This window comes from Cupriavidus basilensis (assembly GCF_000876015.1).
Classification (GTDB): Bacteria; Pseudomonadota; Gammaproteobacteria; order Burkholderiales; family Burkholderiaceae; genus Cupriavidus; species Cupriavidus basilensis_B.
Genome location: NZ_BBQM01000019.1, coordinates 46,386 through 72,226, shown reverse-complemented (window position 1 = coordinate 72,226; position 25,841 = coordinate 46,386). Strand labels below are relative to the sequence as shown.

General features: G+C 67.5%; 23 protein-coding genes. 18 read left to right on the top strand and 5 right to left on the bottom strand.

Translation table 11 applies throughout. The features are described 5' to 3' along the window. Positions 1-42 precede the first annotated feature (42 nt). Together KF708C_RS20605 and KF708C_RS20600 are read left to right on the top strand one after the other, a co-directional pair. Positions 43-306: a helix-turn-helix domain-containing protein gene (locus KF708C_RS20605; protein WP_020201215.1), complete on the top strand. Its 264-nt coding sequence runs from the start codon at positions 43-45 to the stop codon at positions 304-306. Further along, positions 303-1,646, top strand: a complete 1,344-nt coding sequence (locus KF708C_RS20600) for a type II toxin-antitoxin system HipA family toxin (protein WP_059413086.1) — start codon at positions 303-305, stop codon at positions 1,644-1,646. The genes KF708C_RS20605 and KF708C_RS20600 overlap by 4 nt, the downstream gene beginning before the upstream one ends. 125 nt (positions 1,647-1,771) lie before the next feature. Here KF708C_RS20600 and KF708C_RS20595 read toward each other — a convergent pair whose 3' ends face one another. Next, positions 1,772-4,123 carry a Tex family protein gene (locus KF708C_RS20595; protein WP_059413085.1) on the bottom strand — a complete coding sequence of 784 codons (2,352 nt, stop codon included), beginning with the start codon at positions 4,121-4,123 and terminating at the stop codon, positions 1,772-1,774. Positions 4,124-4,264: 141 nt separating this feature from the next. Between KF708C_RS20595 and KF708C_RS20590 the strand changes: the two genes are divergently transcribed. The 3 genes from KF708C_RS20590 (at position 4,265) to KF708C_RS20580 (ending at position 7,770) form a co-directional block, all read left to right on the top strand. Beyond that, complete coding sequence (locus KF708C_RS20590; RefSeq protein ID WP_059413084.1) at positions 4,265-5,062, top strand: hypothetical protein; 798 nt, start codon at positions 4,265-4,267, stop codon at positions 5,060-5,062. A gap of 148 nt (positions 5,063-5,210) precedes the next feature. After that, entirely contained in the window at positions 5,211-5,414 is a 204-nt protein-coding gene (locus KF708C_RS20585) for a YdcH family protein (RefSeq protein WP_020201219.1), read from the top strand. Between the two features lie 127 nt (positions 5,415-5,541). Continuing rightward, positions 5,542-7,770, top strand: a complete 2,229-nt coding sequence (locus KF708C_RS20580; RefSeq protein WP_059413083.1) for an ATP-dependent DNA helicase — start codon at positions 5,542-5,544, stop codon at positions 7,768-7,770. 75 nt (positions 7,771-7,845) lie between these two features. Here KF708C_RS20580 and KF708C_RS20575 read toward each other — a convergent pair whose 3' ends face one another. Next, a complete protein-coding gene (locus tag KF708C_RS20575) occupies positions 7,846-8,676 on the bottom strand; it encodes an outer membrane protein assembly factor BamD (protein ID WP_029043233.1) in 831 nt (276 codons plus the stop codon). Between the two features lie 16 nt (positions 8,677-8,692). Here KF708C_RS20575 and KF708C_RS20570 point away from each other — a divergent pair, with 16 nt between their 5' ends. Both KF708C_RS20570 and pgeF read left to right on the top strand, forming a co-directional pair. Beyond that, positions 8,693-9,910, top strand: coding sequence for an RluA family pseudouridine synthase (locus KF708C_RS20570; protein WP_059413082.1), 1,218 nt, complete (start codon positions 8,693-8,695; stop codon positions 9,908-9,910). Further along, a complete protein-coding gene (gene pgeF / locus KF708C_RS20565; protein WP_059413081.1) occupies positions 9,900-10,721 on the top strand; it encodes a peptidoglycan editing factor PgeF in 822 nt (273 codons plus the stop codon). Before KF708C_RS20570 ends, pgeF begins: the two co-directional genes overlap by 11 nt. Before the next feature lie 12 nt (positions 10,722-10,733). Here the strand turns inward: pgeF and KF708C_RS20560 are convergent, their stop codons facing one another. Further along, positions 10,734-10,997: a hypothetical protein gene (locus KF708C_RS20560; protein ID WP_020201224.1), complete on the bottom strand. Its 264-nt coding sequence runs from the start codon at positions 10,995-10,997 to the stop codon at positions 10,734-10,736. Positions 10,998-11,356: 359 nt separating this feature from the next. Here KF708C_RS20560 and phaC point away from each other — a divergent pair, with 359 nt between their 5' ends. From phaC to phaR, 4 genes are all read left to right on the top strand, one after another. Further along, on the top strand, positions 11,357-13,180 hold the full coding sequence (phaC, locus tag KF708C_RS20555; RefSeq protein ID WP_059413080.1) for a class I poly(R)-hydroxyalkanoic acid synthase: 1,824 nt from the start codon (positions 11,357-11,359) through the stop codon (positions 13,178-13,180). A gap of 76 nt (positions 13,181-13,256) precedes the next feature. After that, complete coding sequence (locus KF708C_RS20550) at positions 13,257-14,438, top strand: acetyl-CoA C-acetyltransferase (RefSeq protein ID WP_020201226.1); 1,182 nt, start codon at positions 13,257-13,259, stop codon at positions 14,436-14,438. Between the two features lie 142 nt (positions 14,439-14,580). Next, positions 14,581-15,321, top strand: a complete 741-nt coding sequence (locus KF708C_RS20545) for a 3-ketoacyl-ACP reductase (protein ID WP_029043226.1) — start codon at positions 14,581-14,583, stop codon at positions 15,319-15,321. 364 nt (positions 15,322-15,685) lie between these two features. After that, positions 15,686-16,237 (top strand): polyhydroxyalkanoate synthesis repressor PhaR, encoded by a 552-nt coding sequence (phaR, locus tag KF708C_RS20540; protein WP_017229831.1) that lies wholly within the window; start codon positions 15,686-15,688, stop codon positions 16,235-16,237. 100 nt (positions 16,238-16,337) lie between these two features. On the opposite strand, the gene KF708C_RS20535 is transcribed toward phaR, so the two are convergent. Further along, the gene (locus KF708C_RS20535; protein WP_029043227.1) at positions 16,338-16,628 is read right to left on the bottom strand and encodes an addiction module antidote protein; all 291 of its coding nucleotides are present in this window, start codon (positions 16,626-16,628) and stop codon (positions 16,338-16,340) included. Between the two features lie 3 nt (positions 16,629-16,631). After that, positions 16,632-16,931, bottom strand: coding sequence for a type II toxin-antitoxin system RelE/ParE family toxin (locus tag KF708C_RS20530; protein ID WP_020201229.1), 300 nt, complete (start codon positions 16,929-16,931; stop codon positions 16,632-16,634). A gap of 316 nt (positions 16,932-17,247) precedes the next feature. Between KF708C_RS20530 and KF708C_RS20525 the strand changes: the two genes are divergently transcribed. The 7 genes from KF708C_RS20525 (at position 17,248) to KF708C_RS20505 (ending at position 25,804) form a co-directional block, all read left to right on the top strand. Further along, entirely contained in the window at positions 17,248-18,225 is a 978-nt protein-coding gene (locus tag KF708C_RS20525) for a tRNA dihydrouridine synthase (RefSeq protein WP_059413079.1), read from the top strand. A 783-nt stretch (positions 18,226-19,008) separates the two neighbouring features. After that, on the top strand, positions 19,009-20,004 hold the full coding sequence (locus tag KF708C_RS35800; protein WP_156173891.1) for a lipid II-degrading bacteriocin: 996 nt from the start codon (positions 19,009-19,011) through the stop codon (positions 20,002-20,004). 82 nt (positions 20,005-20,086) lie between these two features. Continuing rightward, entirely contained in the window at positions 20,087-20,419 is a 333-nt protein-coding gene (locus KF708C_RS35795; protein ID WP_156173890.1) for a hypothetical protein, read from the top strand. A gap of 748 nt (positions 20,420-21,167) precedes the next feature. Continuing rightward, complete coding sequence (rimO, locus tag KF708C_RS20520; protein ID WP_059413078.1) at positions 21,168-22,547, top strand: 30S ribosomal protein S12 methylthiotransferase RimO; 1,380 nt, start codon at positions 21,168-21,170, stop codon at positions 22,545-22,547. Positions 22,548-22,641: 94 nt separating this feature from the next. Then, complete coding sequence (bktB, locus tag KF708C_RS20515; protein WP_059413077.1) at positions 22,642-23,826, top strand: beta-ketothiolase BktB; 1,185 nt, start codon at positions 22,642-22,644, stop codon at positions 23,824-23,826. Between the two features lie 64 nt (positions 23,827-23,890). Further along, the gene (locus KF708C_RS20510; RefSeq protein WP_059413076.1) at positions 23,891-24,460 is read left to right on the top strand and encodes a hypothetical protein; all 570 of its coding nucleotides are present in this window, start codon (positions 23,891-23,893) and stop codon (positions 24,458-24,460) included. A gap of 105 nt (positions 24,461-24,565) precedes the next feature. Beyond that, positions 24,566-25,804 (top strand): cystathionine beta-lyase, encoded by a 1,239-nt coding sequence (locus KF708C_RS20505; RefSeq protein ID WP_059413075.1) that lies wholly within the window; start codon positions 24,566-24,568, stop codon positions 25,802-25,804. Positions 25,805-25,841: the final 37 nt, after the last annotated feature.

The following is a 25,841-nucleotide window of genomic DNA, read 5'->3' as shown; positions in this document are numbered from 1 at the left end:
TAAAGCGGAATCCAACCCGTTTTGATGCCCGGAGGCTACAGAATGACGACCCTGGCCGACATCGGCGAGATGCTGCGCGAGGTGCGCCGCGAAACCGGCCTGTCCCAGCAGGAACTGGCCGAGCGCGCCGGCGTGGCGCGCACCACCGTCGCCCGCATGGAAACCCTCGCGCGCGGCGACATGAGCGTGTCCGCGCTGGTGCGCCTGCTGGAATCGGCCGGCTACGACCTGAAGGCGGTCAGGCATGGCCACGGCCGCACGCTCGACGACATCCTGGCCGAGCAGCGCGAGGCGCCACCGCAATGAGGCTCGACGTCCATGTCATGCGGCGGCGGGTCGCCACGCTCTACCGCGAGCGCGACGAATACGTGCTGCGGTACCTGCCCGAGGCCCGGCCGCAGGATTTCGTCTCGCTGGCCATGCCGGTGCGCGAGGACCCGTGGCGCTGGCCGCGCGACCTTCATCCCTTCTTCCGCCAGAACCTGCCCGAGGGCTTCCTGCTCAACCTGATCCGCGAGCAGTTCGGCCCCTTGCTGGACGGCACCGATCTGTCGTTGCTGGCGGTGGTCGGCGCGATGGGCATCGGCCGCGTCACGGTGACGCCCGAGGGCGTGGCGCCGGGCACGGAACTGCGGGGCCTGGACGTGCAGCGCATCCTGCACGGCGACAACACCGAGGCGCATTTCGCCGCGCTGGTCAGGGAATACGCGCGCGCCGCCATCTCGGGCGCGGTACCCAAGTTCATCGCGCCGGACGCGCAGGGCGCGGAAGCCGCGCCGCTGGGCAAGCCCACGCTGCGCACCAGCCGCTACATCGTCAAGGGCTCGGACGACAGCACGCCGTTCCTCGGCTTCAACGAGTTCTATTCGATGCGCGTGCTGGCGCGCCTGCAGGCGGTGCCGGTTGCCGCCACGCGCATGTCGGACGACGGCCGCGCGCTGGTGGTGGAGCGCTTCGACGTGGACAAGGACGGCCTGCCGGTCTACGGCGTGGAAGACATGTGCAGCCTGCTGGGGCTGCCGCCGCACGAGAAATACGCGGCCACCACGGAGAAGGTGCTGGCCGCGTCGCGCGCCTACCTCGCGCGCGACGCGCTGCACGCGCAGATGGAACACCTGGCCTGGCACCTGCTGGTCAACTACGTGGTGCGCAATGCCGACTGCCATGCCAAGAACATCGCGCTGTACTACTCGGGCGTGGACGACGTGAGGTTCAGCCCGGTCTACGACATCGTCACCACCCAGGCCTACCCGCGTTTCGCCAGCAACCCGCCGGGCCTGTTCATCGACGGACGCAAGACCTGGGCCGCGGGCAAGACGCTGGAGCGGCTGCTGAACACGCGCATGGGCATCCCGCCGCGCCGCTATGCGGCGATGGTCGAGGCGCTGTGCGATTCGGCGGTGGCGGTGGGCCACGAACTCATCGAGGCATCGCGCAACGAGCCGCGCTGGCGCGGCGTGGCCAAGCAGATGCTGCACGCATGGAACGACGGCATGGAATCGCTGCGCAGCACGCGCAGGAACGCCGGCCTGCGGCAACTGACGCCGGCCATCGAGGCGGCCGGCTTCTCGGACCCGGCGCCGCCGGAGAAGACGGCGACGGTGATCGGGCGGTCCAGTCTGATGGGCGGGAGAGGAGGGCGGTGAGGGTGTTTTCGGATTGCTGGCGCGCCATCATATTGCCGAAGGCTGTCTCCCCTCTCACGCATGCGGGAGAGGGGAGGCAACCTCGGTAATCTGCGGCCTGGAGGGCGTTCTTCCGCCCCGCGCGTTCAGCGCTTGAGCTTGGCGAACGCCGCCGCCATCGCGCCGGCCGGCTCGGTTTCGCGGCGGCCGCCGCCGAAGCTCTTGTTCTGGCCCTGGCGCGGACCATTGCCGCGCTCGCCCTGGCCGGCGCGCGCCAGGGCCTGGCCCGGTTCGTCGTCGAGGCGCATGCTCAGGCCGATGCGGTTGCGCTTGACGTCCACTTCCATCACCTTGACCTTGACGATCTGGCCGGCCTTGACCACCTCGTGCGCATCCTTGACGAACTTGGAGGACAGCGCCGAGATATGGACCAGGCCATCCTGGTGCACGCCGATGTCGACGAAGGCGCCGAACGCGGCCACGTTGGTGACGACGCCTTCGAGCACCATGCCGGGCTGCAGGTCCTTGATGTCCTCCACGCCGTCCTGGAAGGTGGCGGTCTTGAACTCGGGGCGCGGATCGCGGCCGGGCTTTTCCAGCTCGGCGAGGATGTCGCGCACGGTCGGCAGGCCGAAGGTCTCGTCGGTGAAGGCCGTCGGCGAGAGGCCGCGCAGCGCTTCGCGGTTGCCCATCACGTCCCGCAGGCCCTTCTTGATGTGGTCGAGGATGCGCGTGACCACCGGATAGGCTTCCGGGTGCACCGAGGAGCGGTCCAGCGGGTTGTCGCCGTCGTTGATGCGCAGGAAGCCGGCGGCCTGCTCGAAGGTCTTGTCGCCCAGGCGCGGCACCTTCTTCAGCGCGTCGCGGTTGGAGAAGGCGCCGTTGGCGTCGCGGTACTCGACGATATTGCGCGCCAGCACCGAGTTCAGACCCGACACGCGCGCCAGCAGCGGCGCCGAGGCGGTGTTGACGTCCACGCCCACGGCGTTGACGCAATCCTCCACCACGGCATCGAGCGCGCGCGCCAGCTCGCGCTGGTTGACGTCGTGCTGGTACTGGCCCACGCCGATGGACTTGGGGTCGATCTTGACCAGTTCCGCGAGCGGGTCCTGCAGGCGGCGCGCGATCGAGACCGCGCCGCGGATCGACACGTCGAGGTCGGGGAATTCCTTGGCCGCCAGCTCGGATGCCGAGTAGACCGAGGCGCCGGCCTCGCTGACCACGATCTTGGTCAGCTTGGCTTCGGGCAGTTGCTTCATCAGGTCCTGCACCAGCTTGTCGGTCTCGCGGCTGGCGGTGCCGTTGCCGATCGAGACCAGCATCACGTTGTGCTGCTTCGCCATGCGCGCCAGCGTGGCGAGCGAGCCGTTCCAGTCGCGGCGCGGCTCGTGCGGGTAGATGGTGGCGGTGTCGAGCAGCTTGCCGGTGGTGTCGACCACGGCGATCTTGCAGCCGGTGCGGATGCCCGGGTCGATGCCCATCACGGACTTCGGGCCCGCCGGCGCGGCCAGCAGCAGCTCGTGCAGGTTGCGGCCGAACACCTTGATGGCCTCGCTCTCGGCGGTCTCGCGCAACTGCGTCAGCAGTTCGGTTTCCAGGTGCGGCTGCACCTTGACGCGCCAGCACCAGCGGCACACGTCGCCGAGCCATTTGTCGGCGGGGCGGTTCTGGTTCTGGATGCCGAAATGGCGCGCGATCATGCCTTCGCACGGGTGCGGCACCAGCGCGTCCTGCTCTTCGCCGAGGCCCAGCTTGACCATCAGCACGCCCGCGTTGCGGCCGCGGAACAGCGCCAGCGCGCGGTGCGACGGCACGGTGCGGATGGTTTCGCTGTACTGGTAGTAGTCGCGGAATTTTTCTTCCTCTGCGCCTTCCTTGCCTTCCATCACCGACGAGCTCACCAGGCCGTTGCTCCACAGGTGCTCGCGCAGCCTGCCGAGCAGCTCGGCGGTCTCGCCGAACTGCTCGGAGAGGATGTCGCGCGCGCCGTCCAGCGCGGCCTTGGCGTCGGGCACGCCGCCGTCGGCGGTGGGATTGCCGTTGACGTACTTGGCGGCCTCGGCCTGCGGGTCCAGCGTGGGGTCGGCCAGCAGCGCCTGCGCCAGCGGCTCCAGCCCGCACTCGCGCGCGATCTGGGCGCGCGTGCGGCGCTTGGGCTTGTAGGGCAGGTAGAGGTCTTCCAGCGTCTGCTTGGTCTCGGCGCCTTCGATGGCGGCGCGCAGCTCGGGCGTGAGCTTGCCCTGTTCCTCGACCGAGGCGAGGATGGCGGCGCGGCGCTCTTCCATCTCGCGCAGATAGAGCAGGCGCTCTTCCAGCGTGCGCAGGTGCGTGTCGTCAAGGTTGCCGGTCACTTCCTTGCGGTAGCGGGCAATAAAGGGCACGGTCGCGCCTTCGTCGAGCAGTGCTACGGCCGCCGCCACCTGGCGGGGTTGGACGGACAGTTCGGCCGCGATGAGCGACACGATCTTTTGCGTGACGGAAGCTGGCAGATTGGACATCAGGAAAACAGTCAGTCGAAAGCGGGGCATTTTGCCACAAGCGCGCAGCGCCGCGACGCGGCGCGCGGCCGCACGCGCCGTGCCGCGGCACGCGCGCGCCGGCGGCGCGGCAGGAGGCAGGCCGGGTGATAGAATCGGGGCATGATCGTCAAGCCACATCCGGCCGCTCATCCGGCCGCGTTCCCCGCCCCCCGCGCCACCCGCGCGGTGGCCCGCGCGCCCCGCCTGCCGCGGGCGCGGCGCATCGTGCTGGCCGCCCTCGCGGCGGCCTGGCTATGCCCCGTGCCCGGCATGGCGCAGGCGCCCGCAGCGGCACCCGAGGCCACCGCGCCGCAGGCGCCGCCCCGGGACTTCGCCGCCGAGCGCAAGGCCATCGGCGACTCGCGCGAATGGACCAACTACCGCTACGGGCAGGCCGCGCACGACTGCTACAGCAAGTTCTTCGTCACCCACTGCCTCGACAAGGCCAAGGACCAGCAGCGCGCCGAGCTGCAGGTGCTGCGCAAGCGGGAACTGGAAGTCGGCGAGGCCGAGCGTGCCTTCAAGGCGGTCGAGCGCGATCGCCAGCAGGCCGTCCAGCGCGCCGAATACGAGGCCGACCAGCCCAAGCGCGAGGCCAACGAGCAGGCCAGCCGCGAGAGCTTCGAGCGCAAGCAGCAGGAGCAGCAGTTGCGCGACGCCGAGCACGCGGCGGGCGCGCCGCAGCGCGCCGCCAACGCGCAGGCCTACGACAAGAAGCAGGCGGATTTCGATGCCCGCGTGAAGCAGGCGCAGGAGCAGGGCGCGCAAAAGGCCCAGCAGCGGCAGGAGAACGTCAAGGCCTTCGACGCCAAGCAGCGCGACGCCGAGCAGCGGCAGAAGGACCTCGACGAGCGCCGCGCCAAGGCCAAGGAACAGCAGCAAGGGCAGGGCTCGGCGCCGCGGCCCTTCGGCTTCTGAGCGGCGCGAGCCGCGCCCGGGGCCGGGGGCAATGCCGGCCAGGACAGGCAGCAACAGGCCATGACAGGCCACGATTGGCGACAACAGCCGGTGCCCGACACCATGCCGGCGCCGCCGGCGCAGCGCCGGCCTTGAGCAGGGGGAGCCTATGGACCGCAACCTGAATACCCTAGCGCGGCAGATCATGGAGTTGCAGATCGAGCACCGCGACCTGGATTACCTGATCGACCGCATGGCGGCCGACGCCGTGCACGACGAACTGCAGATGCGGCGCCTGAAGAAGCGCCGCCTCAAGCTCAAGGATGCGATCACGCTGCTCCAGCTTCAGCTCGAGCCGGACGTGCCCGCCTGAGCGCCCGCCGATCGACCTTTCCGACCTCCCGATCTCTTCATCCCTCTCATCCACGGGCCGGCGCCGAGCCGGCTCGCCAGAAAGCCCCGCCTTGCCTGCCTCCGAAGATCTCCCCGACACCGCCGACATGCCCGATACGCTCGCGGCCCCGGCTACGCCCGACGCCTCCGGCGTCTCCGAAGGCGCCGCCGCCGTGCCGGCGGGCCAGGTCGACCAGGCGGCCGCCCACGCGGCGCAGCTGGCCACCATCTTCGCCAGGACCGGCACGCTGGCGCAGGCCATCGACGGCTACCGCCCGCGCGACGCGCAGGAGCGCATGGCCGCGGCCGTGGCGGGCGCCATCGAGCGCAGCGACACGGTCATCGTCGAGGCCGGCACCGGCACCGGCAAGACCTTCGCCTACCTGGTGCCGGCGATGCTGTGGGGCGGCAAGGTGATCCTCTCCACCGGCACCAAGAACCTGCAGGACCAGCTTTTCCTGCGCGACATCCCCACGGTGCGGCGCGCGCTCAACGTGCCGGTGTCGGTGTCGCTGCTCAAGGGGCGGGCCAACTACCTGTGCCATTACCACCTGGAGCGGGCCGAGGCGCAGGGCCGGCTGGCGTCGCGCCAGGATGCGGCCTGGCTGCGCGAGATCGCCAGCTTCGCCAAGGTCACGGCGTCGGGCGACAAGGCGGAGCTGGCCTCGGTGCCGGAGAACGCGCCGGTCTGGCAACTGGTCACGTCGACGCGCGACAACTGCCTCGGCACGGAGTGCCCGCAGTACAAGGAGTGCTTCGTCATGCGCGCGCGCAAGGAGGCGCAGCAGGCCGACATCGTGGTGGTCAACCATCACCTGTTCTTCGCCGACGTGGTGCTGCGCGATACCGGCATGGCCGAACTGCTGCCGGCGGCCAACACCGTGATCTTCGACGAAGCGCACCAGTTGCCGGAAACCGCCACGCTGTTCTTCGGCGAGAGCCTGTCCACCAGCCAGTTGCTGGAGATCGCGCGCGACACCGTGGCCGAGGGCCTCTCGCATGCGCGCGACGCGGCGGACTGGGTGCGCATGGCCGCGCCGCTGGAACGCGCCGCGCGCGACCTGCGGCTGGCCTTCAGCAAGGACAACGTGCGCCTGGCGGTCAGCCAGGTCGAGGCCGATCCGCGCATCGGCAAGCCGTTCTTCGAGACGCTGGACGCGCTGGAAAGCGCGCTGGCGGATTTCGTGGCCCTGCTCGAGAGCCAGGCCGAGCGCGCCGAATCGCTGGAGCAGTGCCACCGGCGCGCGGTGGAGCTGGAGCAGCGCCTGGCCGCGTGGCGCAGCGACGCCAAGGCCGCGCCGAAACCGGCCCCGGCCGGCGGCGAGGGCGCCGAGGGTGCCGGTGCCAATGGTGCCGATGGCGCCACGCCGGAAGCCGCCTTCGGGCCAGACACCGTGCGCTGGGTGGAGGTGTTCTCGCATACCGTGCAGCTGCACCGCACGCCGTTGTCGATCGCGCCGATCTTCACGCGCCAGCGCGAGGGGCATCCGCGCGCCTGGGTCTTCACCTCCGCCACGCTGTCGGTGAAGGGCAATTTCAGCCACTACGCCGCGCAGCTCGGGCTGGACAAGGAGAAATCGCTCACGCTGCCGAGCCCGTTCGACTACGCCGAGCAGGGCCTGCTCTACGTGCCGCGCGACCTGCCGGCGCCGCAGTCGCCGCAGTTCACCGACGCCGTGGTGCAGGCCGCGCTGCCGCTGATCGAGGCCGCCGGCGGGCGCGCCTTCCTGCTGTGCACCACGCTGCGCGCGGTGCAGCGCGCCTCGGACCTGCTCTACGACGCCTTCGCCGAGCGCGGCCTGGAACTGCCGCTGCTGGTGCAGGGCCAGGCCAGCCGCACCGAGCTGCTCGACCGCTTCCGCGAGCTCGGCAACGCGGTGCTGGTCGGCAGCCAGAGCTTCTGGGAAGGCGTGGACGTGCGCGGCGAGGCGCTGTCGCTGGTCATCATCGACAAGCTGCCGTTCGCGCCGCCCGACGACCCGGTGCTGGCCGCGCGCATGGAAGTGCTGCAGAAGAAGGGGCTGAGCCCGTTCGCCGTGCATCAGTTGCCGCACGCGGTGATCACGCTCAAGCAGGGCGCCGGGCGCCTGATCCGCTCGGAAACCGACCGCGGCGTGCTGGTGATCTGCGATACCCGGCTGGTGGAGAAGCCCTACGGCCGCCAGATCTGGCAGAGCCTGCCGCCGTTCAAGCGCACGCGCGAGGCGGACACGGTGATCCATTTCCTGGAGTCGCTGCGCGGCGGGAGCGGACTGGCGGCAGAGGATGCGGGGGAGGCGGATCAGGCGGAAAGCGGCGCCGGCGGCGAGTCCGGCGGCGAAGCGCCCGCCGCGTAGGACGCGCGCGGGCGGGCGCGCAGGCAAGAAAAAGCCCGATCGGAATCGGGCTTTTTCGTCAGCGCTGGCTGCCGTTCAGAACACTTCCCACCAGGACTTGTCCTTGCGGCGCTCGCCGTACTTGATGTAATCGCTGTTCGGGAAGTTCTTTTCCATCACGCGCGCGGTGTCGTCGCGCAGGTCCTTCATGCCCAGCGAGTCGTAGCTGCGGATCATGATGTACAGCGCTTCCTCGTTGGCCGGCGCGCCGTCATAGTCCTTGAGGGCCTGCTGGGCGCGGTTGGCGGCGGCCAGGTAGGCCCCGCGGCGGTAGTAGTAGCGTGCCGCGTGGACCTCGTGCTGGGCCAGCGAGTTCACGATGTACTGCATGCGCGCGGCGGCATCCGGGGCGTACTTGCTTTCCGGGAAGCGCGTGATCAGCGTATTGAAGGCATCATACGCGGCGCGCGCGGCCTTCGGGTCGCGCTCGCTGAGATCCTGGCCCGAGAAACGGCCAAGCCACCCGAGGTTGTCGTTGAAGTTGATCAGGCCCTTGAGATAGTAGGCATAATCAATGTTCGGGTGATTCGGGTGCAACTGGATGAAGCGGTCCACCGAGGCCAGCGCGGCGGCAGTCTCGCCGTCCTTGTAGTTGGCGTAGGCGGTATCGATCTGCGCCTGCTGCGCGAAACGGCCGAACGGATAGCGGCTTTCGAGCTTTTCGTACAGCTTGACCGCGCGGGTAAAGTCACCTGAATCGAGAGCGTCCTTGGCTTCCGAATATAATTTGTTGGCCGACCAGCCGGCAGTCTCGTCTGGTTGATCCGACAGCAGGCCGCATGCCGACAGCATGACGCAGCCGCCTGCGAGCAGAATCGCTCCAATTCTTGCGCGCCAACTGGCGCGCTTCATGCTCATCAATTGCATGGGCAACGTATCCCGGATGAAAAATAGCGTCAAGCATTATAGCCCAAGCCCCTTGCCGGAAACCGCCGCCAAGGGCACCACGCCGCGCGCCGCGGATCCGGCCGACGCCTTGAACGAGGTGGAGGACCTGGAAGACCTCGTCGACGTGGCCGCGCTGGGCGGCCTGCCGCCCGGCGCAGCGCTCACGCCGATCGAGACGGAGATGCAGCCGGTCTCGTTCGATGTCGACAGCGCTTCACATGGAGAGCGCCTCGACAAACTGCTGGCCCGCCATCTCGGCGGCTTCTCCCGCAGCCGCCTGCAGCAATGGATCGAGGGCGGCTCGGTGCTGGTCAACGGCGCGCCGCGCCGCTCGCGCGACGCCGTGCAGATGGGCGAGCGCATCGAGGTGAGGCCGCAGGCCGCGCCGGAGTCGCGCGCCTTCGTGGCCGAGGACGTCGAGCTGGACGTGGTGTATGAGGACGCCGCGCTGCTGGTCATCAACAAGCCCGCCGGGCTGGTGGTTCACCCGGCCGCGGGCAACTGGGGCGGGACCGTGCTCAACGGCCTGCTGCACCGCTATCCCGAAGCGGTCGGGCTGCCGCGCGCCGGCATCGTCCACCGGCTCGACAAGGAAACCACCGGCCTGATGGTGGTGGCGCGCACGCTGACCGCGCAGACCGACCTCGTGCGCCAGCTGCAGGCGCGCACCGTCAAGCGGCGCTACCTGGCGCTGGTGTGGGGGACCACGCCCGATTCCGGCACCATCGACGCGCCGATCGGCCGCGACCCGCGCGAGCGCACGCGCATGGGCGTGGTGCTGACCAACAGCGGCAAGCCCTCGCGCACGCATTTCCGCACGCTGGGCACGGTGCCGCTGGGCCGCGGTCATGTCTCGATGGTGATGTGCCAGCTCGAAACCGGCCGCACGCACCAGATCCGCGTGCATTTCGAATCCATCGGCCATCCGCTGCTGGGCGATCCGGTCTACCACCGCGCCGCCACCCGGCGCGGCCAGCGCCCGGCCATCAAGGCGCCGCTGCCGCGGCCGCTGGACCGCCAGGCGCTGCACGCCTTCCGGCTCGGGCTGGTGCACCCGGTGACGGGCAAGGACATGTCCTGGGAGGCGCCGCCGCCCGAAGACCTGCAGGCGCTGATCGACGTGCTCGACTTCGAAGGCACCGGCGACGATGACGACGATGACGGCTGGGTCGAGGGCGAAGACGGCGTGTGGGTGTACGGCGATGACGACTAAGCCGTCATCGACCGACCCGACATCGACCGAGGCGGACTGGCTGGTGCCGGACTGGCCGGCGCCGGCGCGCGTGCGCGCGCTGTCCACCACGCGCCAGGGCGGCGTCAGCGGCGCGCCCTACGGCCTCGCCGACGGCAGCCGCGGCGGGCTCAACCTGGGCACGCACGTGGGCGACGATCCCGCGGCCGTGGCCGCCAACCGGGCGCGCCTGGCCGCGCGGCTGCCGTCGGCGCCAGCGTGGCTGGAGCAGGTGCATGGCTGCGCGGTCGCGACCGCCGACCAGTCTGCCTCGGGCGGCGCGGTGCCGCAGGCCGACGCCAGCATCGCCACGGCGCCGGGGCGCGTCTGCGCGGTGATGACCGCCGATTGCCTGCCGGTGCTGCTGTGCGACCGCGCCGGCACCGTGGTCGGCGCCGCGCACGCGGGCTGGCGCGGCCTGTGCGCGGGCGTGATCGAGGCCGCGCTGGCGCGCATGGGCGCGCAGGCGGGGCCGCAGCCGCAATGGCTGGCGTGGCTCGGCCCGGCCATCGGGCCGACCGCGTTCGAAGTGGGGGCGGAAGTGCGGCAGGCCTTCCTCGACGCGGCGCGGCCGGCGGAAATCGCGCAGGTCGGCGCGGCCTTCCGTCCCGGCGCGCCGGGCAAGTACTTCGCCGACATCTACGCGCTGGCGCGGACCCGGCTGGCCCGGGCCGGCTGCCTCGACGTCCACGGCGGCGATGCCTGCACCGTCACCGACGCGCAGCGCTTCTATTCCTACCGGCGCGACGGCGTCACCGGCCGCATGGCCAGCCTGGCCTGGCTGGAAGGCTGAACCCCTGCTGCTTCATTCGCGCGGTGCCTGCGCCGCGCCGGCAGGCGTGTCCGCGGGCGCGGCGGCATCCGCGGCGTCCGCCGCCGCCGCTTTTTCCGCTTTCGCTTCCTCGGCCTTGCGGCGCCGGCGGCGGCCCGGCGTGCCCATGATGTACACCAGGATGGCAACCGGCCCCAGGCCATAAAACACGAAGGTGGCCACGCCCGCCACCACGGTATGCTCGGTGATGGCCATCATCAGCACCACGTAGAGCCAGCCGATCGCAACGATATACATCAGAACGTCATCCTCCTCGGGCAAGCTCGCCCCTTCGCGCGGCGGGCCCGGTTCCGGGGCGCGCCCGGCGCAATCTGCCGGTGCCTTGCGCCCGCGCAGTTTTCCGCATTGACAGGCAGAACATTGCAAGGCAACAATGGCCTCGAATGTCTTGCGAGGCGGTCTGCTCGCGGTCATTCGCAGGCTCCGCCGGGACCGCCCGGTCCGCGGCGCGGCATATCCGGCAAGCATACCGCATGGCGCCACCAGCCGAGGGCGCCGGGGCGGGCCGGTCCCGGGGCTGGCGGCGGCGTAGCGCGCAGTGGCGGCACACCGTCCGGCCGGCCTTCAAATAAGTGACGGCAGAGAGACGAAACATCATGGCAACCGGCAAAGGTGCGGCAGCTTCCTCCAAGGAAGACAAGTCCCAACCGTTTTCATTTGCACCGGGGCCATTCGATCCAGCGGCATGGCTGGCATGGTCCCGTCAGGCGCAGGCCAACGGCAGTGGTAGCGGTAATGGCAGCGGCAACGGCGCGGCAATGCCCCAGGGCTTGCCCGGCATGCCGGGCATCCCCGGCTTCGAGGCGCTGGCCGGTTCCGCCGCGGCGGGCGTGAAGATCCCGCCCGACCAGCTTGCCGACATCCAGCAGCGCTACATGAAGGACTTCACCGAGCTGTGGCGCCGCATGGCGGAGGGCGATGCCGGTCCCGCCCCGGTCCTGGGCGACCGCCGCTTCTCTGGCGAAGCCTGGCGCAGCAGCGCCGCGTTCCACTACGCGGCCGCGTTCTACCTCATCAACGCGCGCGCCATGAACGAGCTGGCCGGCGCGGTCGAGGCCGACGCCAAGACGCGCCAGCGCATCCGCTTCGCGATCTCGCAGTGGGTCGACGCCATGTCGCCGGCCAACTTCCTCGCCACCAACCCGGAAGCGCAGCAGCGCCTGATCGAGTCGGGCGGCGAATCGCTGCGCGCCGGCGTGCGCAACATGCTGGACGACCTCGGCCGCGGCAAGATCTCGCAGACCGACGACTCCGCCTTCGAGGTGGGCCGCAACGTGGCCGTCACCGAAGGCGCGGTGGTCTACGAGAACGCCTACTTCCAGCTGCTGCAGTACAAGGCCACCACCAGCAAGGTATTCGCGCGCCCGCTGCTGCTGGTGCCGCCCTGCATCAACAAGTACTACATCCTCGACCTGCAGCCCGAAAGCTCGCTGGTCAACTACATGGTGGGGCAGGGCCATACGGTCTACGTGGTGTCGTGGCGCAACCCGGACGCCTCGATGGCGGAGCTGGGCTGGGACGACTACATCGAGCACGCGGCGATCCGCGCGATCGAGGTCGTGCGCGAGATCAGCGGCCAGGACAAGATCAACCTGCTCGGCTTCTGCGTGGGCGGCACCATCGCCGCCACCGCGCTGGCCGTGCTGGCCCACCGCGGCGAGCGCCCCGTGGCCAGCCTGACGCTGCTCACCACGCTGCTCGACTTCGCCGACACCGGCGTGCTGGACGTGTTCGTCGACGAGGCCCACGTGCAGTTGCGCGAGGCCACCCTCGGCGGTGCGGCGGGCGCGCCCTGCGCGCTGCTGCGCGGGGTGGAGCTGGCCAACACGTTCTCGTTCCTGCGTCCCAACGACCTGGTGTGGAACTACGTCGTCGACAACTACCTGAAGGGCAACACGCCGGTGCCGTTCGACCTGCTGTTCTGGAACGGCGACGCCACCAACCTGCCGGGCCCGTGGTACTGCTGGTACCTGCGCCACACCTACCTGCAGAACGAACTGAAGGTGCCGGGCAGGCTGACCGTGTGCAACGCGCCGGTGGACCTGGGCAGTATCGACGTGCCGACCTATGTCTACGGCTCGCGCGAGGACCACATCGTGCCGTGGATGTCGTCCTACGCCTCGACCGCGCTGCTGGAGAACAAGGTGCGCTTCGTGCTCGGCGCGTCCGGCCACATCGCCGGCGTGATCAATCCGCCGGCCAAGAACAAGCGCAGCCACTGGATCAACGACAAGATCGCAGACTCCGCGCAGGCATGGCTGGACGGCGCGACCGAGCATCCCGGCAGCTGGTGGCCGGACTGGTCGGCGTGGCTGGCCAAACATGCCGGCGCGCGCAAGGCCGCGCCTGCGGACTACGGAAACAAGGACTACCGTGCCATCGAGCCTGCCCCCGGACGCTACGTCAAGGCCAGGGCATGAGACAGGTCCGGGCCGGCTGCCGCACGCGGCCGGCTGATTCACTTCCTACATGCAATTACCTCGAGAGGATCTCCCAATGACTGACATTGTCATCGTATCCGCTGCCCGTACCGCGGTTGGCAAGTTCGGCGGCTCGCTCGCCAAGATCCCGGCGCCCGAGCTGGGCGCCATCGTCATCAAGGCCGCGCTCGAGCGCGCCGGCGTCAAGCCCGAGCAGGTCAGCGAAGTGATCATGGGCCAGGTGCTCGCCGCCGGCTCCGGCCAGAACCCGGCGCGCCAGGCCTCGCTCAAGGCCGGCCTGCCGGTGATGGTGCCGGCCATGACCATCAACAAGGTGTGCGGCTCCGGCCTGAAGGCCGTGATGCTGGCCGCCAACGCCATCGCCGCCGGCGATGCCGAGATCGTGGTGGCGGGCGGCCAGGAAAACATGAGCGCCGCCCCGCACGTGCTGCCGGGCTCGCGCGACGGCTTCCGCATGGGCGACGCCAAGCTGGTCGACAGCATGATCGTGGACGGCCTGTGGGACGTCTATAACCAGTACCACATGGGCGTCACCGCCGAGAACGTGGCCAAGGAATACGGCATCACGCGCGAGGCCCAGGACGAATTCGCGGTCGGTTCGCAGAACAAGGCCGAGGCCGCGCAGAAGGCCGGCAGGTTCGCCGAGGAAATCGTGCCGGTGCCGATTCCCCAGCGCAAGGGCGACCCGGTGCTGTTCGCCACCGACGAATACGTGCGCCACGGCGTCACGCTGGACGGCCTGTCCGGCCTCAAGCCCGCCTTCGACAAGGCCGGCACGGTGACGGCGGCCAACGCCTCGGGCCTGAACGACGGCGCCGCCGCCGTGGTGGTGATGTCCGCCGCCAAGGCCAAGGAGCTCGGCCTGACCCCGCTGGCCACCATCCGCGCCTACGGCACCGCCGGCGTCGATCCCAAGGTGATGGGCATGGGCCCGGTGCCGGCCTCCAAGCGCTGCCTGTCGCGCGCCGGCTGGAGCGTCGGGGAGCTCGACCTGATGGAAATCAACGAAGCCTTCGCCGCGCAGGCCCTGGCCGTGCACCAGCAGATGGGCTGGGACACCTCCAAGGTCAACGTCAACGGCGGCGCCATCGCCATCGGCCACCCGATCGGCGCGTCCGGCTGCCGCGTGCTGGTCACGCTGCTGCACGAGATGAAGCGCCGCGACGCGAAGAAGGGCCTGGCCTCGCTGTGCATCGGCGGCGGCATGGGCGTGGCGCTGGCGGTGGAACGCCAGTAACAGAGCGCGAGCGGTGGAACGCCGGTAAGCAAAGCGATGGCCGGGCGCGGCATGCCGCGCCCGGCCGCTCAGAGGGGTGTGCCGGCGGCGAGATGGCTTTCCCGCCGCCGGCCTAATAACAACTAGCCATCAAGGAGTAGATATGACTCAGCGCATCGCATACGTAACGGGTGGCATGGGCGGCATCGGAACGGCCATCTGCCAACGCCTGGCCAAGGAAGGCTTCAAGGTGGTGGCCGGCTGCGGCCCCAATTCGCCGCGCCGCGAAAGGTGGCTCGAGCAGCAGAAGGCCCTGGGCTTCGATTTCGTCGCGTCCGAGGGCAACGTGGCCGACTGGGATTCGACCAAGGCCGCCTTCGACAAGGTCAAGGCCGAGGTCGGCGAGGTCGACGTCCTCATCAACAACGCCGGCATCACGCGCGACGTGGTGTTCCGCAAGATGACGCGCGCCGACTGGGACGCCGTGATCGACACCAACCTGACGTCGCTGTTCAACGTGACCAAGCAGGTCATCGACGGCATGGCCGACCGCGGTTTCGGCCGCATCATCAACATCTCGTCGGTCAACGGCCAGAAAGGCCAGTTCGGCCAGACCAACTACTCGACCGCCAAGGCGGGCCTGCACGGCTTCACGATGGCGCTGGCGCAGGAAGTGGCGACCAAGGGCGTGACCGTCAACACCGTGTCGCCGGGCTACATCGCCACCGACATGGTCAAGTCGATCCGCCAGGACGTGCTCGACAAGATCGTCGGCACGATTCCGGTCAAGCGCCTCGGCGGCCCGGAAGAAATCGCGTCGATCTGCGCGTGGCTGGCCTCGGACGAGTCGGGCTTCGCCACCGGCGCGGACTTCTCGCTCAACGGCGGCCTGCACATGGGCTGAGCGCGGGACCGCCTCGCTGCCGGGGCGGCCTGCCAGTGCCAGGGCCCTCTGCGGAGGGCCTTTTCTTTTCCGGCGCCGATATTGCGTTGCATTGCCCGCACCGCATCAATGCTGCGCCGGAAACCGCGGCCTTCCCCCGGGAATTCCCGCAATCCATTGCCCCGTGCGGGTTTTCCTTAAACGCGCCGGCTTTCAATAGTGCCTTGTTGGGCATAGAATCAGGGCAGCGGCATGCCCGCACCAAAATAGATCATGCGTTGCAGGTCAACACGTTGTATCCCCCGCTGGCGGTTCCCCCGATTGCGCACCGCACAGCATGCGGTGCAGCAGCATGCAACAGCGACGATAAAAGGATAGAGCACCGATGGCTACCACCAAGAAAGGCGCAGAGCGACTGATCAAGAAGTATCCAAATCGCCGGCTCTACGACACGCAGACCAGCACCTACATCACGCTGGCGGACGTCAAGCAGCTCGTGATGGACACCGAGGATTTCAAGGTGATCGACGCCAAGTCCGGTGACGAGCTCACGCGCAGCATCCTGCTGCAGATCATCCTGGAAGAAGAGACCGGCGGCGTGCCGATGTTCTCCAGCGCGATGCTCTCGCAGATCATCCGCTTCTACGGCCATGCGATGCAGGGCATGATGGGCACCTACCTGGAGAAGAACATCCAGGCCTTCATCGACATCCAGAGCAAGCTGGCCGAGAACTCCAAGGGCCTGTACTCGGGCGAGCCGTTCAGCCCCGACATGTGGTCCCAGTTCATGAACATGCAGGGCCCGATGATGCAGGGGATGATGAGCAACTACATCGAGCAGAGCAAGAACCTGTTCGTGCAGATGCAGGAACAGATGCAGAGCCAGGCCAAGAACATGTTCGGCACGTTCCCGTTCAATCAGCCGGAGAAGAAGTAGGGCGGGTGCCTGCCGGCTGGCCTGCCACCATCTCCGCCCCGGCCACGGGCGGCAGGTTTTCGCGCAAGGGCTGGCCGGACGATCGTCGAAATGGCTGGCCTCAGGCCGGGCCGGCGTGCAGACGGATTCCCAGTGCGCGCATCACCTTCCAGATGGTGCTGAATTCGGGGTTGCCTTCGCCTGACAGGGAACGATAGAGATTCTCGCGCGACAGCCCCGTGTCGCGCGCCAGCTTCGACATGCCCCGCGCCTTGGCGATGACGCCCAGCGCATGCGCGATGAAACTGGGATCGTCGCCGGCTTCGGCCAGGCAGGCCTCGAAATAGGCGACCATATCCTCGTCCGTTTTCAGGTGTTCGGCGGAGTCCCAGGGGCGAGTGGATTCTTTCATGGCTTACTCCAGGTCGAGACGTGCGGCGATGGCATGGGCTTTGTCGATGTCGGCCTGCTGTGTCGCCTTGTCTCCGCCGCATAGCAGGATCACGAGCACCGCGCCGCGTTGCTGAAAATAGACTCTGTAACCGGGCCCGTGGTCGATGCGCATTTCGCTGATGCCGCCGCCGACAGGCTTGGCATCGCCGGGGTTTCCGTGCTCCAGGCGGTCGATGCGGACCTGTATGCGGATCCGGGCCTGCCGGTCGCGCAGCCCGGCGAACCAGGCGTCGAAGGTGGTCGTGGTCCGGATCTCGAACATGGCCAGACTGTAGCGTATGCGCTACGATCTCGCAATGGCTCCCCACGGCCCGCGCCGAAGTCCGCCGCCGGGGGATCGGTTAGAATCACGCCGGTCCGGGCAGCGCCAGCAACGATCGCGGCGGCTGCCTCTCCCGAATGTGGCGATTCATCTGCGTGATCGTCCGCGCAGCGCCAATCCCGATGCCCTCCGAAATCCGAGCCATTCCCGCAGCACATGCCGCCCAGGCCGAGCCCGTCCAGGCGCCCGGTTTCGCGTTTTCCGCGGCGCCGGCGTATCGCCGGGGCAAGGGCAGCGGCTGCGCGCCCACTCCCACATGAGCCGGCTCTTCCTCGCCCCGATGGAGGGGCTTGCCGACTACGTCCTGCGCGACGTGCTGACCGCCGCGGGCGGCTATGACGGGTGCGTCTCCGAGTTCGTCCGGGTGACGGGCTCGCTGCTGCCCGGGCGCGTCTACGAGCGGGACACGCCCGAGGTGCTGCACGGCGCCCGCACGCCCGGCGGCACGCCGATGGTGATCCAGTTGCTCGGCAGCGATCCCGAATGGCTGGCGCGGAATGCCGCCCAGGCCGCGGCGCTGTCGCCGCACGGCCTCGACCTCAACTTCGGCTGTCCCGCCAAGGTCGTCAACCGGCACGGCGGAGGGGCCATGCTGCTGGCGGACCCCGGCCTGCTCAACCGCATCGTGTCGTCGGTCCGCGCCGCGGTGCCCGCCGGCATCGCCGTGACCGCCAAGATGCGGCTGGGCGTGTCCGACACTTCGCTGGCCATCGACTGCGCCACCGCGCTGGCCGAAGGCGGCGCGGCCTCCATCGTCGTGCATGCCCGCACGCGCGACCACGGCTACCGGCCCCCGGCCCACTGGGAATGGATCGCGCGCATCGATGACGCGGTGGACGTGCCCGTCATCGCCAACGGCGACGTCTGGACCGTGGACGACTGGGAGCGATGCCGGGCCGTGAGCGGCTGCACCGACGTGATGATCGGGCGCGGCGCCGTGTCCGATCCCTTCCTGGCCCTGCGCATACGCGGGCGCATGGAGCGCTCGCCCTGCGGCGAGGAATGGCCGCTGGTGCTCCGCCATATCGCCGACTACCTGAAGAAACTGCAGGACCGCATCGCCTCCTGCCATGAGCACGGCCGCGTCAAGCTGTGGCTCAGCTACCTGAAGCGGACCTGGCCGCAGGCCGCCGAACTGCATGACGCGATCCGGCGCATGCAGGATTCGAGGGAAATACGTGGGGTGATAGAAAATGCTGTGGCGCCCTTGCCAGCATCGTCATCGTTAAAGTGATGTTTGCTTAGTATTTCTCCCCATAGCATAGTCTCGCCGTCATTCCGATTCGAACCCCTGATATTGCGGAGCGAGTTCGCTTTCCATCAGCCGTTCGACACGGTCCGCAATGTTCCCACTCCCACAGCCTGCGTGTCAGCTCACTACTGTCACGGCGCCGTCCCACCTCCAGCACGACGCTAGCTAACTACCTCCGGCGTCACATAGGCGGAGCGTTACTGCAGCACTCTGGATGTCAGCGTGTGCTCAGCAACCCAAAAGCGGCACCTAGTGAGTGCGGAAGAATCCATCGGGTGCGAAGACTGTTCTCTGTGATCTTATCGACTCAGGGCGCTGAGATTTTTGTGAACTTCGGAATATACCTAAGTTTTTTCCGAAGTCAAATTACCGTTGAATTGGTTCCATAAAAATAATTAATTCATATTTAATTCCGGTAACAAAAATAAGATGGTCGGATTAGGAGTTGGCCGATTTTATCGCGATTGCAGAATCGGTATGCTGTCCCATTGTGCACGGCTGTCTCTTGTTAATCCATGACTGGAGATGCCATTATTGACTCGATTGGGGATAAGGGGAATCAAGAAAGTCAAGAGAGGTGCGTGGTTGGAGTGGAGAGGCCAGTCCGTCGCGTTGCGCGCGTCGGAGCGAAGAGATTTTTCCTAGCTCGGGCCGGGCGACGTGAACAGGCAGCCTCTGCTTGTTCAGTGGGTTCATGCCTGTCAAGGTGGATTTAGACGGATTTTTGTTTCTCTATATCGAATTCAATTATTGCTGAGAAATTTCATGTCAATTGATATTGGTACTCTCCCGACCGTCACGGTCTATGCAAATCCGCCACAAGGTGATCCATTTTGGGGTACTGGTAGCAGCGGTACCTCGCCCGTCATGCCACCCCCGGGTTCGCCTCCTACTAATCCGGCGCAGTTGGCCTACGGCTTAATGTACAACGGCGTGAAGGTTTTTGACCAGGCCCAATTGGGTAACCCTCAAGGCGTCCTTGAGGAATTCTGCAAGGGCTTGAGTGGCCGACCTGGTCCCTTTGCGTGGGGGCAGATTCGCTCGTGGGGCGAGTTTACTGATCACATGGCGGCTCACTCGCTGGATATCGTTGGTGGTTCGCAATATGGTCTGACATTGGAGCAGGCCATGCGCCCAAATTTCGTGGCCGAACTCGCGGGGTTGTATCAATGGCAGGCAAATGGCCGCTTGACCTCAGCGGATCCAGGGCGAAGCTGGTATGGTAATCCGCTGCTACCAATCAAGGCGTTGTGGCACTGGATTGACGGTGGTGGCCAGAGCGTGCGCGTCCCGGTCGAAGGTCTGCAGCTTTCTCTCGCACTCGATAGAATTCATGGTGATTTCAAAGCCCTTGTGCAATTGAACCGCACACCCGGTCAATATGCCATCAACGTGCCCTTTTCATACAATACCTTCGAGCCAATGCTGCAGAATGGTTGGGTCGGCGGTACGCTTGGTCGGGTTTCCGGTCGAATCGACGGCATCGTAACCGTTACGGAAAACGGTCACTATTCGTTCAGGGGGCGCTACACCCTGAATCCGGATCGCTACGATGCGGACCCGAATGTGCGCAAATTTTATCAGGAGGCTCTGACTACCTTCCTTCGCTGGATTGGCGATACCTTTGGCCATACTGACTACACCATCGAATTCACTGGAGCCGCTCTGCTCGAATTCGATGGTCCTTTGAGTAACCAATCGATGCCGCCGATCAAGTATCCCACACCGAAGGATCCCCCGCCCGGTCCTGGTAAGAAATAGAGAAGCAAAAGTTCTTCTTCGGGGGAGGGATATTATTTTATTTGTTTATTTTATACTTATGTGGATAATTTATTTATAGCAAATGAAAATAATATTGAAAATATTAAATCGGATGGGGGTTGCTCTTGTCGGTGTCCTGGTTGCTGCTGTGTTGGCGATCTTCTTGGTCCCATTTGTAATAGGGTTGCGCCACTATGATGGTAATATGGGGACTTGCCCAGATGCGACTCCGCAGTTTTATGAATCAGCCGTACGCGATTATTTTATCCGCAACGGAAAAGGAGCTGACGATATCGAATTTGTCCCCGGCTCGGTGTATGACTCCACGCTGTCGAGCATTGCATTCCGCAAAGGCGGGCAGAAATACTTGGCATTGGTGGACTGCAAAGGAGGGCTGGAACTGAGCCTGCAATAGAGGGTATCGGTGAGGAGGCGCATAAGGGGCTGCATATCCGCCGACGGCTGACGTCGGCATGAGTGAACTGAGATAGTGGACCAGTGGACCCTGTCCCGATTACGGGCTCCCTGACGAGCGTGAGGCAGAAAAGCAATGTGCATATGGCATTGGAGCTGGGCAACCGCCCCTCGGCAAACATGCTGCTTGTGGCTGCCCGATCTGGCCATAGTTCGGTACGGCAAGAACAAAAAAGGAACCGGCGCTCGCTGATATGGCATTGGCATAATGTTAATGTTAATTAAGAGTAGCTTTTCGTAGGGACTGGCAAGCGATCTGTCGCAGGTGCAAGAGCAGTCACCAGCTTGGTGGCTGCCGTCGAAGTGGAGTCTCGAACGATTTCAGCTGTTCGCAAGTGGGAGGGTGGGTGCACGGCCTCACGGCCGTGAGGCTCTAGAAGCCGTTTCAAAAGGGTCCTGGCATCGTTGCGCGGCACGGCAAGTACCACTTGTACTGTCTGCGGCCGCACCCTTGCAGGGCGCGTCGCTGCGCAGGCGGATCACCGAATTCCCTGCTCGGCCTTAGCCAGGACCGCTTCGCTCCATTTTGAAACGACTTCTTAGGCGTCAAATGGGGAGAGACTTCGGGTGAATGGAGATGTGTGGCCTTAGCCGCCGGCAAACGCCGGCGAACGGTTAAAATGCGCGATTGGCTTCGTACGGCCCGGCGGCCATGTCCCGCCCGGCCCGCCCCACATCTGGAAGTAACCGTGAAAAACCCTGCAGAATCAACGACCAACAAAGACCGTATTCCGAATGTGGGGTTCGTCAGCCTGGGCTGCCCGAAAGCCCTGGTCGACTCCGAGCAGATCATCACCCAGCTGCGCGCCGAGGGCTACGCCATCAGCGGCACCTATGACGGCGCGGACCTGGTGGTGGTCAATACCTGCGGCTTCATCGACGAGGCGGTGCAGGAGAGCCTGGACGCCATCGGCGAGGCGCTGACCGAGAACGGCAAGGTCATCGTGACCGGCTGCCTGGGCGCGAAGAAGAACGCCAATGGCGAGGACATGATTACCTCGGTGCATCCCAAGGTGCTGGCCGTGACCGGCCCGCACGCGCTGGGCGAGGTGATGCAGGCGGTGCACGCGCACCTGCCCAAGCCGCACGATCCGTTTACCGACCTGGTGCCGCCGGCCGGCATCAAGCTCACGCCCAAGCATTACGCCTACCTGAAGATCTCCGAGGGCTGCAATCATCGCTGCTCGTTCTGCATCATCCCGTCGATGCGCGGCGACCTGGTGTCGCGCCCGGTGGCGGAGGTCATGCTGGAGGCGGAGAACCTGTTCAAGTCGGGCGTGAAGGAACTGCTGGTGATCTCGCAGGACACCAGCGCCTACGGCGTGGACGTGAAGTACCGCACCGGCTTCTGGGACGGCCGCCCGCTCAAGACGCGCATGACCGAGCTGGTGGCGGCGCTGGGCGAGCTGGCGAGCCGCTACGGCGCCTGGGTGCGCCTGCACTATGTGTACCCGTACCCGCACGTGGACGAGATCATTCCGCTGATGTCGCAGGGCCACGTGCTGCCTTACCTGGACGTGCCGCTGCAGCACGCGCACCCGGACGTGCTCAAGCGCATGAAGCGCCCGGCCAATGCCGAGAAAACGATGGACCGCATCCGCGCGTGGCGCGAGATCTGCCCGGAGCTGACCATCCGCAGCACCTTCATCGCCGGCTTCCCCGGCGAGACCGAGGCGGAGTTCCAGACGCTGCTGGACTTCATCGCCGAGGCCGAACTGGACCGCGTGGGCTGCTTCGCCTATTCGCCGGTGGACGGCGCCACCGCCAACGACCTGCCGGGCGCCTTGCCGGACGAGGTGCGCGAGGAGCGCCGCGCGCGCTTCATGGAGGTGGCGGAGGCAGTCTCGGCGCGCCGCCTGCAGCGCAAGGTGGGGCAGACGCTGCGCGTGCTGGTGGACGAGGTCAACCAGGATGGCGGCATCGGCCGCTCGGCCGCGGATGCGCCGGAGATCGACGGGCTGGTCTATATCGATCCGCCGGCGGGCGCGGGGCAGCGCTACAAGGCCGGCGAGTTCGTCGAGGTCAAGATCACCGGCGCCGACGGCCACGACCTGTGGGGCGAGGTCTGACCCGCCCGGCGAGGCTTAGGTAAAAGTACGGTCGTTCGTTTTGCCCGGCGCGCCGCTATACTGTGCGCTGCAACATCAGCCCAGGAGACACAAGATGACACGTGAAGTGGTGGTGGTGAGCGGCGTCCGGACCGCGATCGGTACCTTCGGCGGCAGCCTGAAGGATTTTTCCCCGACCCAGATGGGCGCCCTGGTCGTGCGCGAGGCCTTGTCCCGCGCGCAGGTCGGCGGCGACGAGGTCGGCCACGTGGTGTTCGGCAACGTCATCCAGACCGAGCCGCGCGACATGTACCTGTCGCGCGTGGCGGCGGTGGAGGGCGGCGTGAGCATCGACGCGCCCGCGCTGACGGTCAACCGCCTGTGCGGCTCGGGCCTGCAGGCCATCGTGAGCGCCGCGCAGACCATTCTGCTGGGCGACACCGACGTGGCCATCGGCGGCGGCGCCGAGAGCATGAGCCGCGCGCCGTACCTGGCGCAGTCGGCCCGCTGGGGCGCGCGCATGGGCGACGCCAAGCTGCTCGACATGATGCTCGGCGCGCTGCACGACCCGTTCCACAGCATCCACATGGGCGTGACGGCGGAGAACGTGGCCAAGGAATACGACATCAGCCGCGGCCAGCAGGACGAGACCGCGCTGGAGTCGCACCGCCGCGCCTCGGCGGCCATCCGCGCCGGCCACTTCAAGGACCAGATCCTGCCGATCACGCTCAAGTCCCGCAAGGGCGACGTGACCTTCGACACCGACGAGCACGTGCGCCACGACGTCACCATCGACGACATGGCCAAGCTCAAGCCGGTCTTCGTCAAGGAAAACGGCACCGTCACCGCGGGCAATGCCTCGGGCCTGAACGACGCCGCCGCGGCCGTGGTACTGATGGAGCGCGGCGTGGCCGAGAAGCGCGGCCTCAAGCCGCTGGCGCGCCTGGTGTCCTACGCGCACGCCGGCGTGGACCCGAAGACGATGGGCATCGGCCCGGTGCCGGCCACGAAGAAGGCGCTGGCGCGCGCCGGCCTGAGCGTGGCGGACCTCGACGTGATCGAAGCCAACGAGGCGTTCGCCGCGCAGGCCTGCGCCGTGACCAAGGCGCTCGGCCTCGATCCGGCCAAGGTCAACCCGAACGGCTCCGGCATCTCGCTCGGCCACCCGATCGGCGCCACCGGCGCGCTGATCACGGTCAAGGCGCTGTACGAGCTGCAGCGCGTGCAGGGCCGCTATGCGCTGGTGACGATGTGCATCGGCGGCGGCCAGGGCATCGCGGCCATCTTCGAGCGCATCTGAGGCAGCGGCAGTGCGTCGTCCCGCGAACCGATCGTTCCGCGCCCGGCTGCCGCTGGCGGCCGGCATGGCCGCGGCCATGCTGGCCGGCGCCGCGCTGGCCGCCGGCGGCACCGAGCTGTCCACGGTGCCGCCCGCTGGCGACGGCAAGGGCTTCGGCATCAACCAGGCGATCCGCGACGGCGAGGCGAAGCGCGGCGCGCAGCTTTCCACGGGCGCGCCCCGGCCGCTCGCGCCGCGCCCTGAATACGCTTCGCTGCCGGTCTACGTGGGCACGCTGGGCGACCAGCCGGTGCGCCTGCGCATCGGCCCCAAGCCGGACGAGCGCGACAGCGTGCACGGCGAATACAGCGCGGGCGGCGGCGGCGTGCGCCTGCTGGCCGGCGAATACGAGAACGGCGGCTTCCTCATGGAAGAATCCAGCGACGGCACCCACGTGACCGGCAACTGGGAGGGCGCCATCGACGCCACCGGCGCGGTGCGCGGCAACTGGACCGACCCGGCCAACCCGGCCATCGTGCTGCCTTTCATGATCCGGCCGCTCGGCGTGCTGGTGATCCCGCCGTTCGACATGAGGCCCGGCAGCGGCATCACCTACGCGCCGCCGCCGCCGAAGTCGTCGATCTCCGACCACTAGCCAGCCGGGCGCGGGCGGAGGCGAAGAAGGCACCCCGGGCCAACGCGCGCCCGAATGCTGGTAAGCTCGAATGCTTATCGAGTCATCGCCAGACAAGGAACCATCGTGTCCGACCGCCAGCCGCCGGAGCCCTCCGCTTCTCAGCCCGCTCCCCAACCCGCCTTCCTGCAAACCGTGGCCGTCCAGCCGGAGCTGGACCTCGCGCCCGGCTTCGCCTCGTTCTCGCCGCCCACGCACCGGGGCTCCACCGTGGTCTTCCGCAACCTCGCGGAGCTGCGCGCGCACGGCGACGGCGCCACCACCTACTGGCGCTACGGCCTGCACGCCACGCCCACCAGCGAGGCGCTGTGCCAGCATCTGGCGCTGATCGAGGGCGCGCGCCACACGCTGCTGCTGCCGTCCGGCCTGGCGGCGATCTCGCAGGTGTATTTCGCGCTGGTCAAGTCGGGCGACGACGTGCTGGTGCCCGACAACGTCTACGGCCCCAACCGCGAGCACGGCGAATGGCTGGCGCGCGATTTCGGCGTGTCGGTGCGCTACTACGATCCGATGATCGGCGCCGGCATCGCGGGCCTGATCCGCCAGAACACGAAGCTGATCTGGATGGAGTCGCCCGGCTCGGTGACGATGGAAATCCCCGACACCGAAGCCATCGTGGCCGCGGCGCGCGCGCGCGGCGTGCTCACCGCCATCGACAATACCTGGTCGGCCGGCGTGTATTTCCGGCCGTTCGACAAGGGCATCGACATCTCGGTGCAGGCGCTGACCAAGTACCAGTCGGGCGGCAGCGACGTGCTGATGGGCGCGGTGCTGACCCGCGACGACAAGCTCCACGACCGCATCAGGCGCTCCCGCATGCTGATGGGCTGGGGCGTGTCCGCCGACGACTGCTACCTGGTGCTGCGCTCGCTGCCGAGCATGCCGGTGCGGCTGGCCGCGCACGACCGCGCCGCGCGCGAGGTGGCCGAATGGCTGTGCCGGCGCCCGGAAGTGGCCAAGGTCCTGCACCCGGCGCTGCCCGACTGCCCGGGGCACGAGTTCTGGCGGCGCGACTTCACCGGCGCCAGCGGCCTGTTCTCGATCGTGCTGCGCGAGCGCTACACGCGCGCGCAGGTCGACGCCTTCGTCGAGGCGCTGCGCCTGTTCGCCATCGGCTGGTCCTGGGGCGGCGCGCACAGCCTGGCGGTGCCGTACCACGTGCAGACCATGCGGCCGGCGGGCAGCTGGCCGCCGGCCGGCTGGGAAGGCACGGGCGAGCTGGTGCGCCTGTACATCGGCCTGGAGGACACGCGCGACCTGATCGCCGACCTGCGCGCGGCGATGGAAGCGACGCTGCGCGCCTGAGTCCGGCGCGCATGCGAAAACGGCCCCGCCGAGGCTT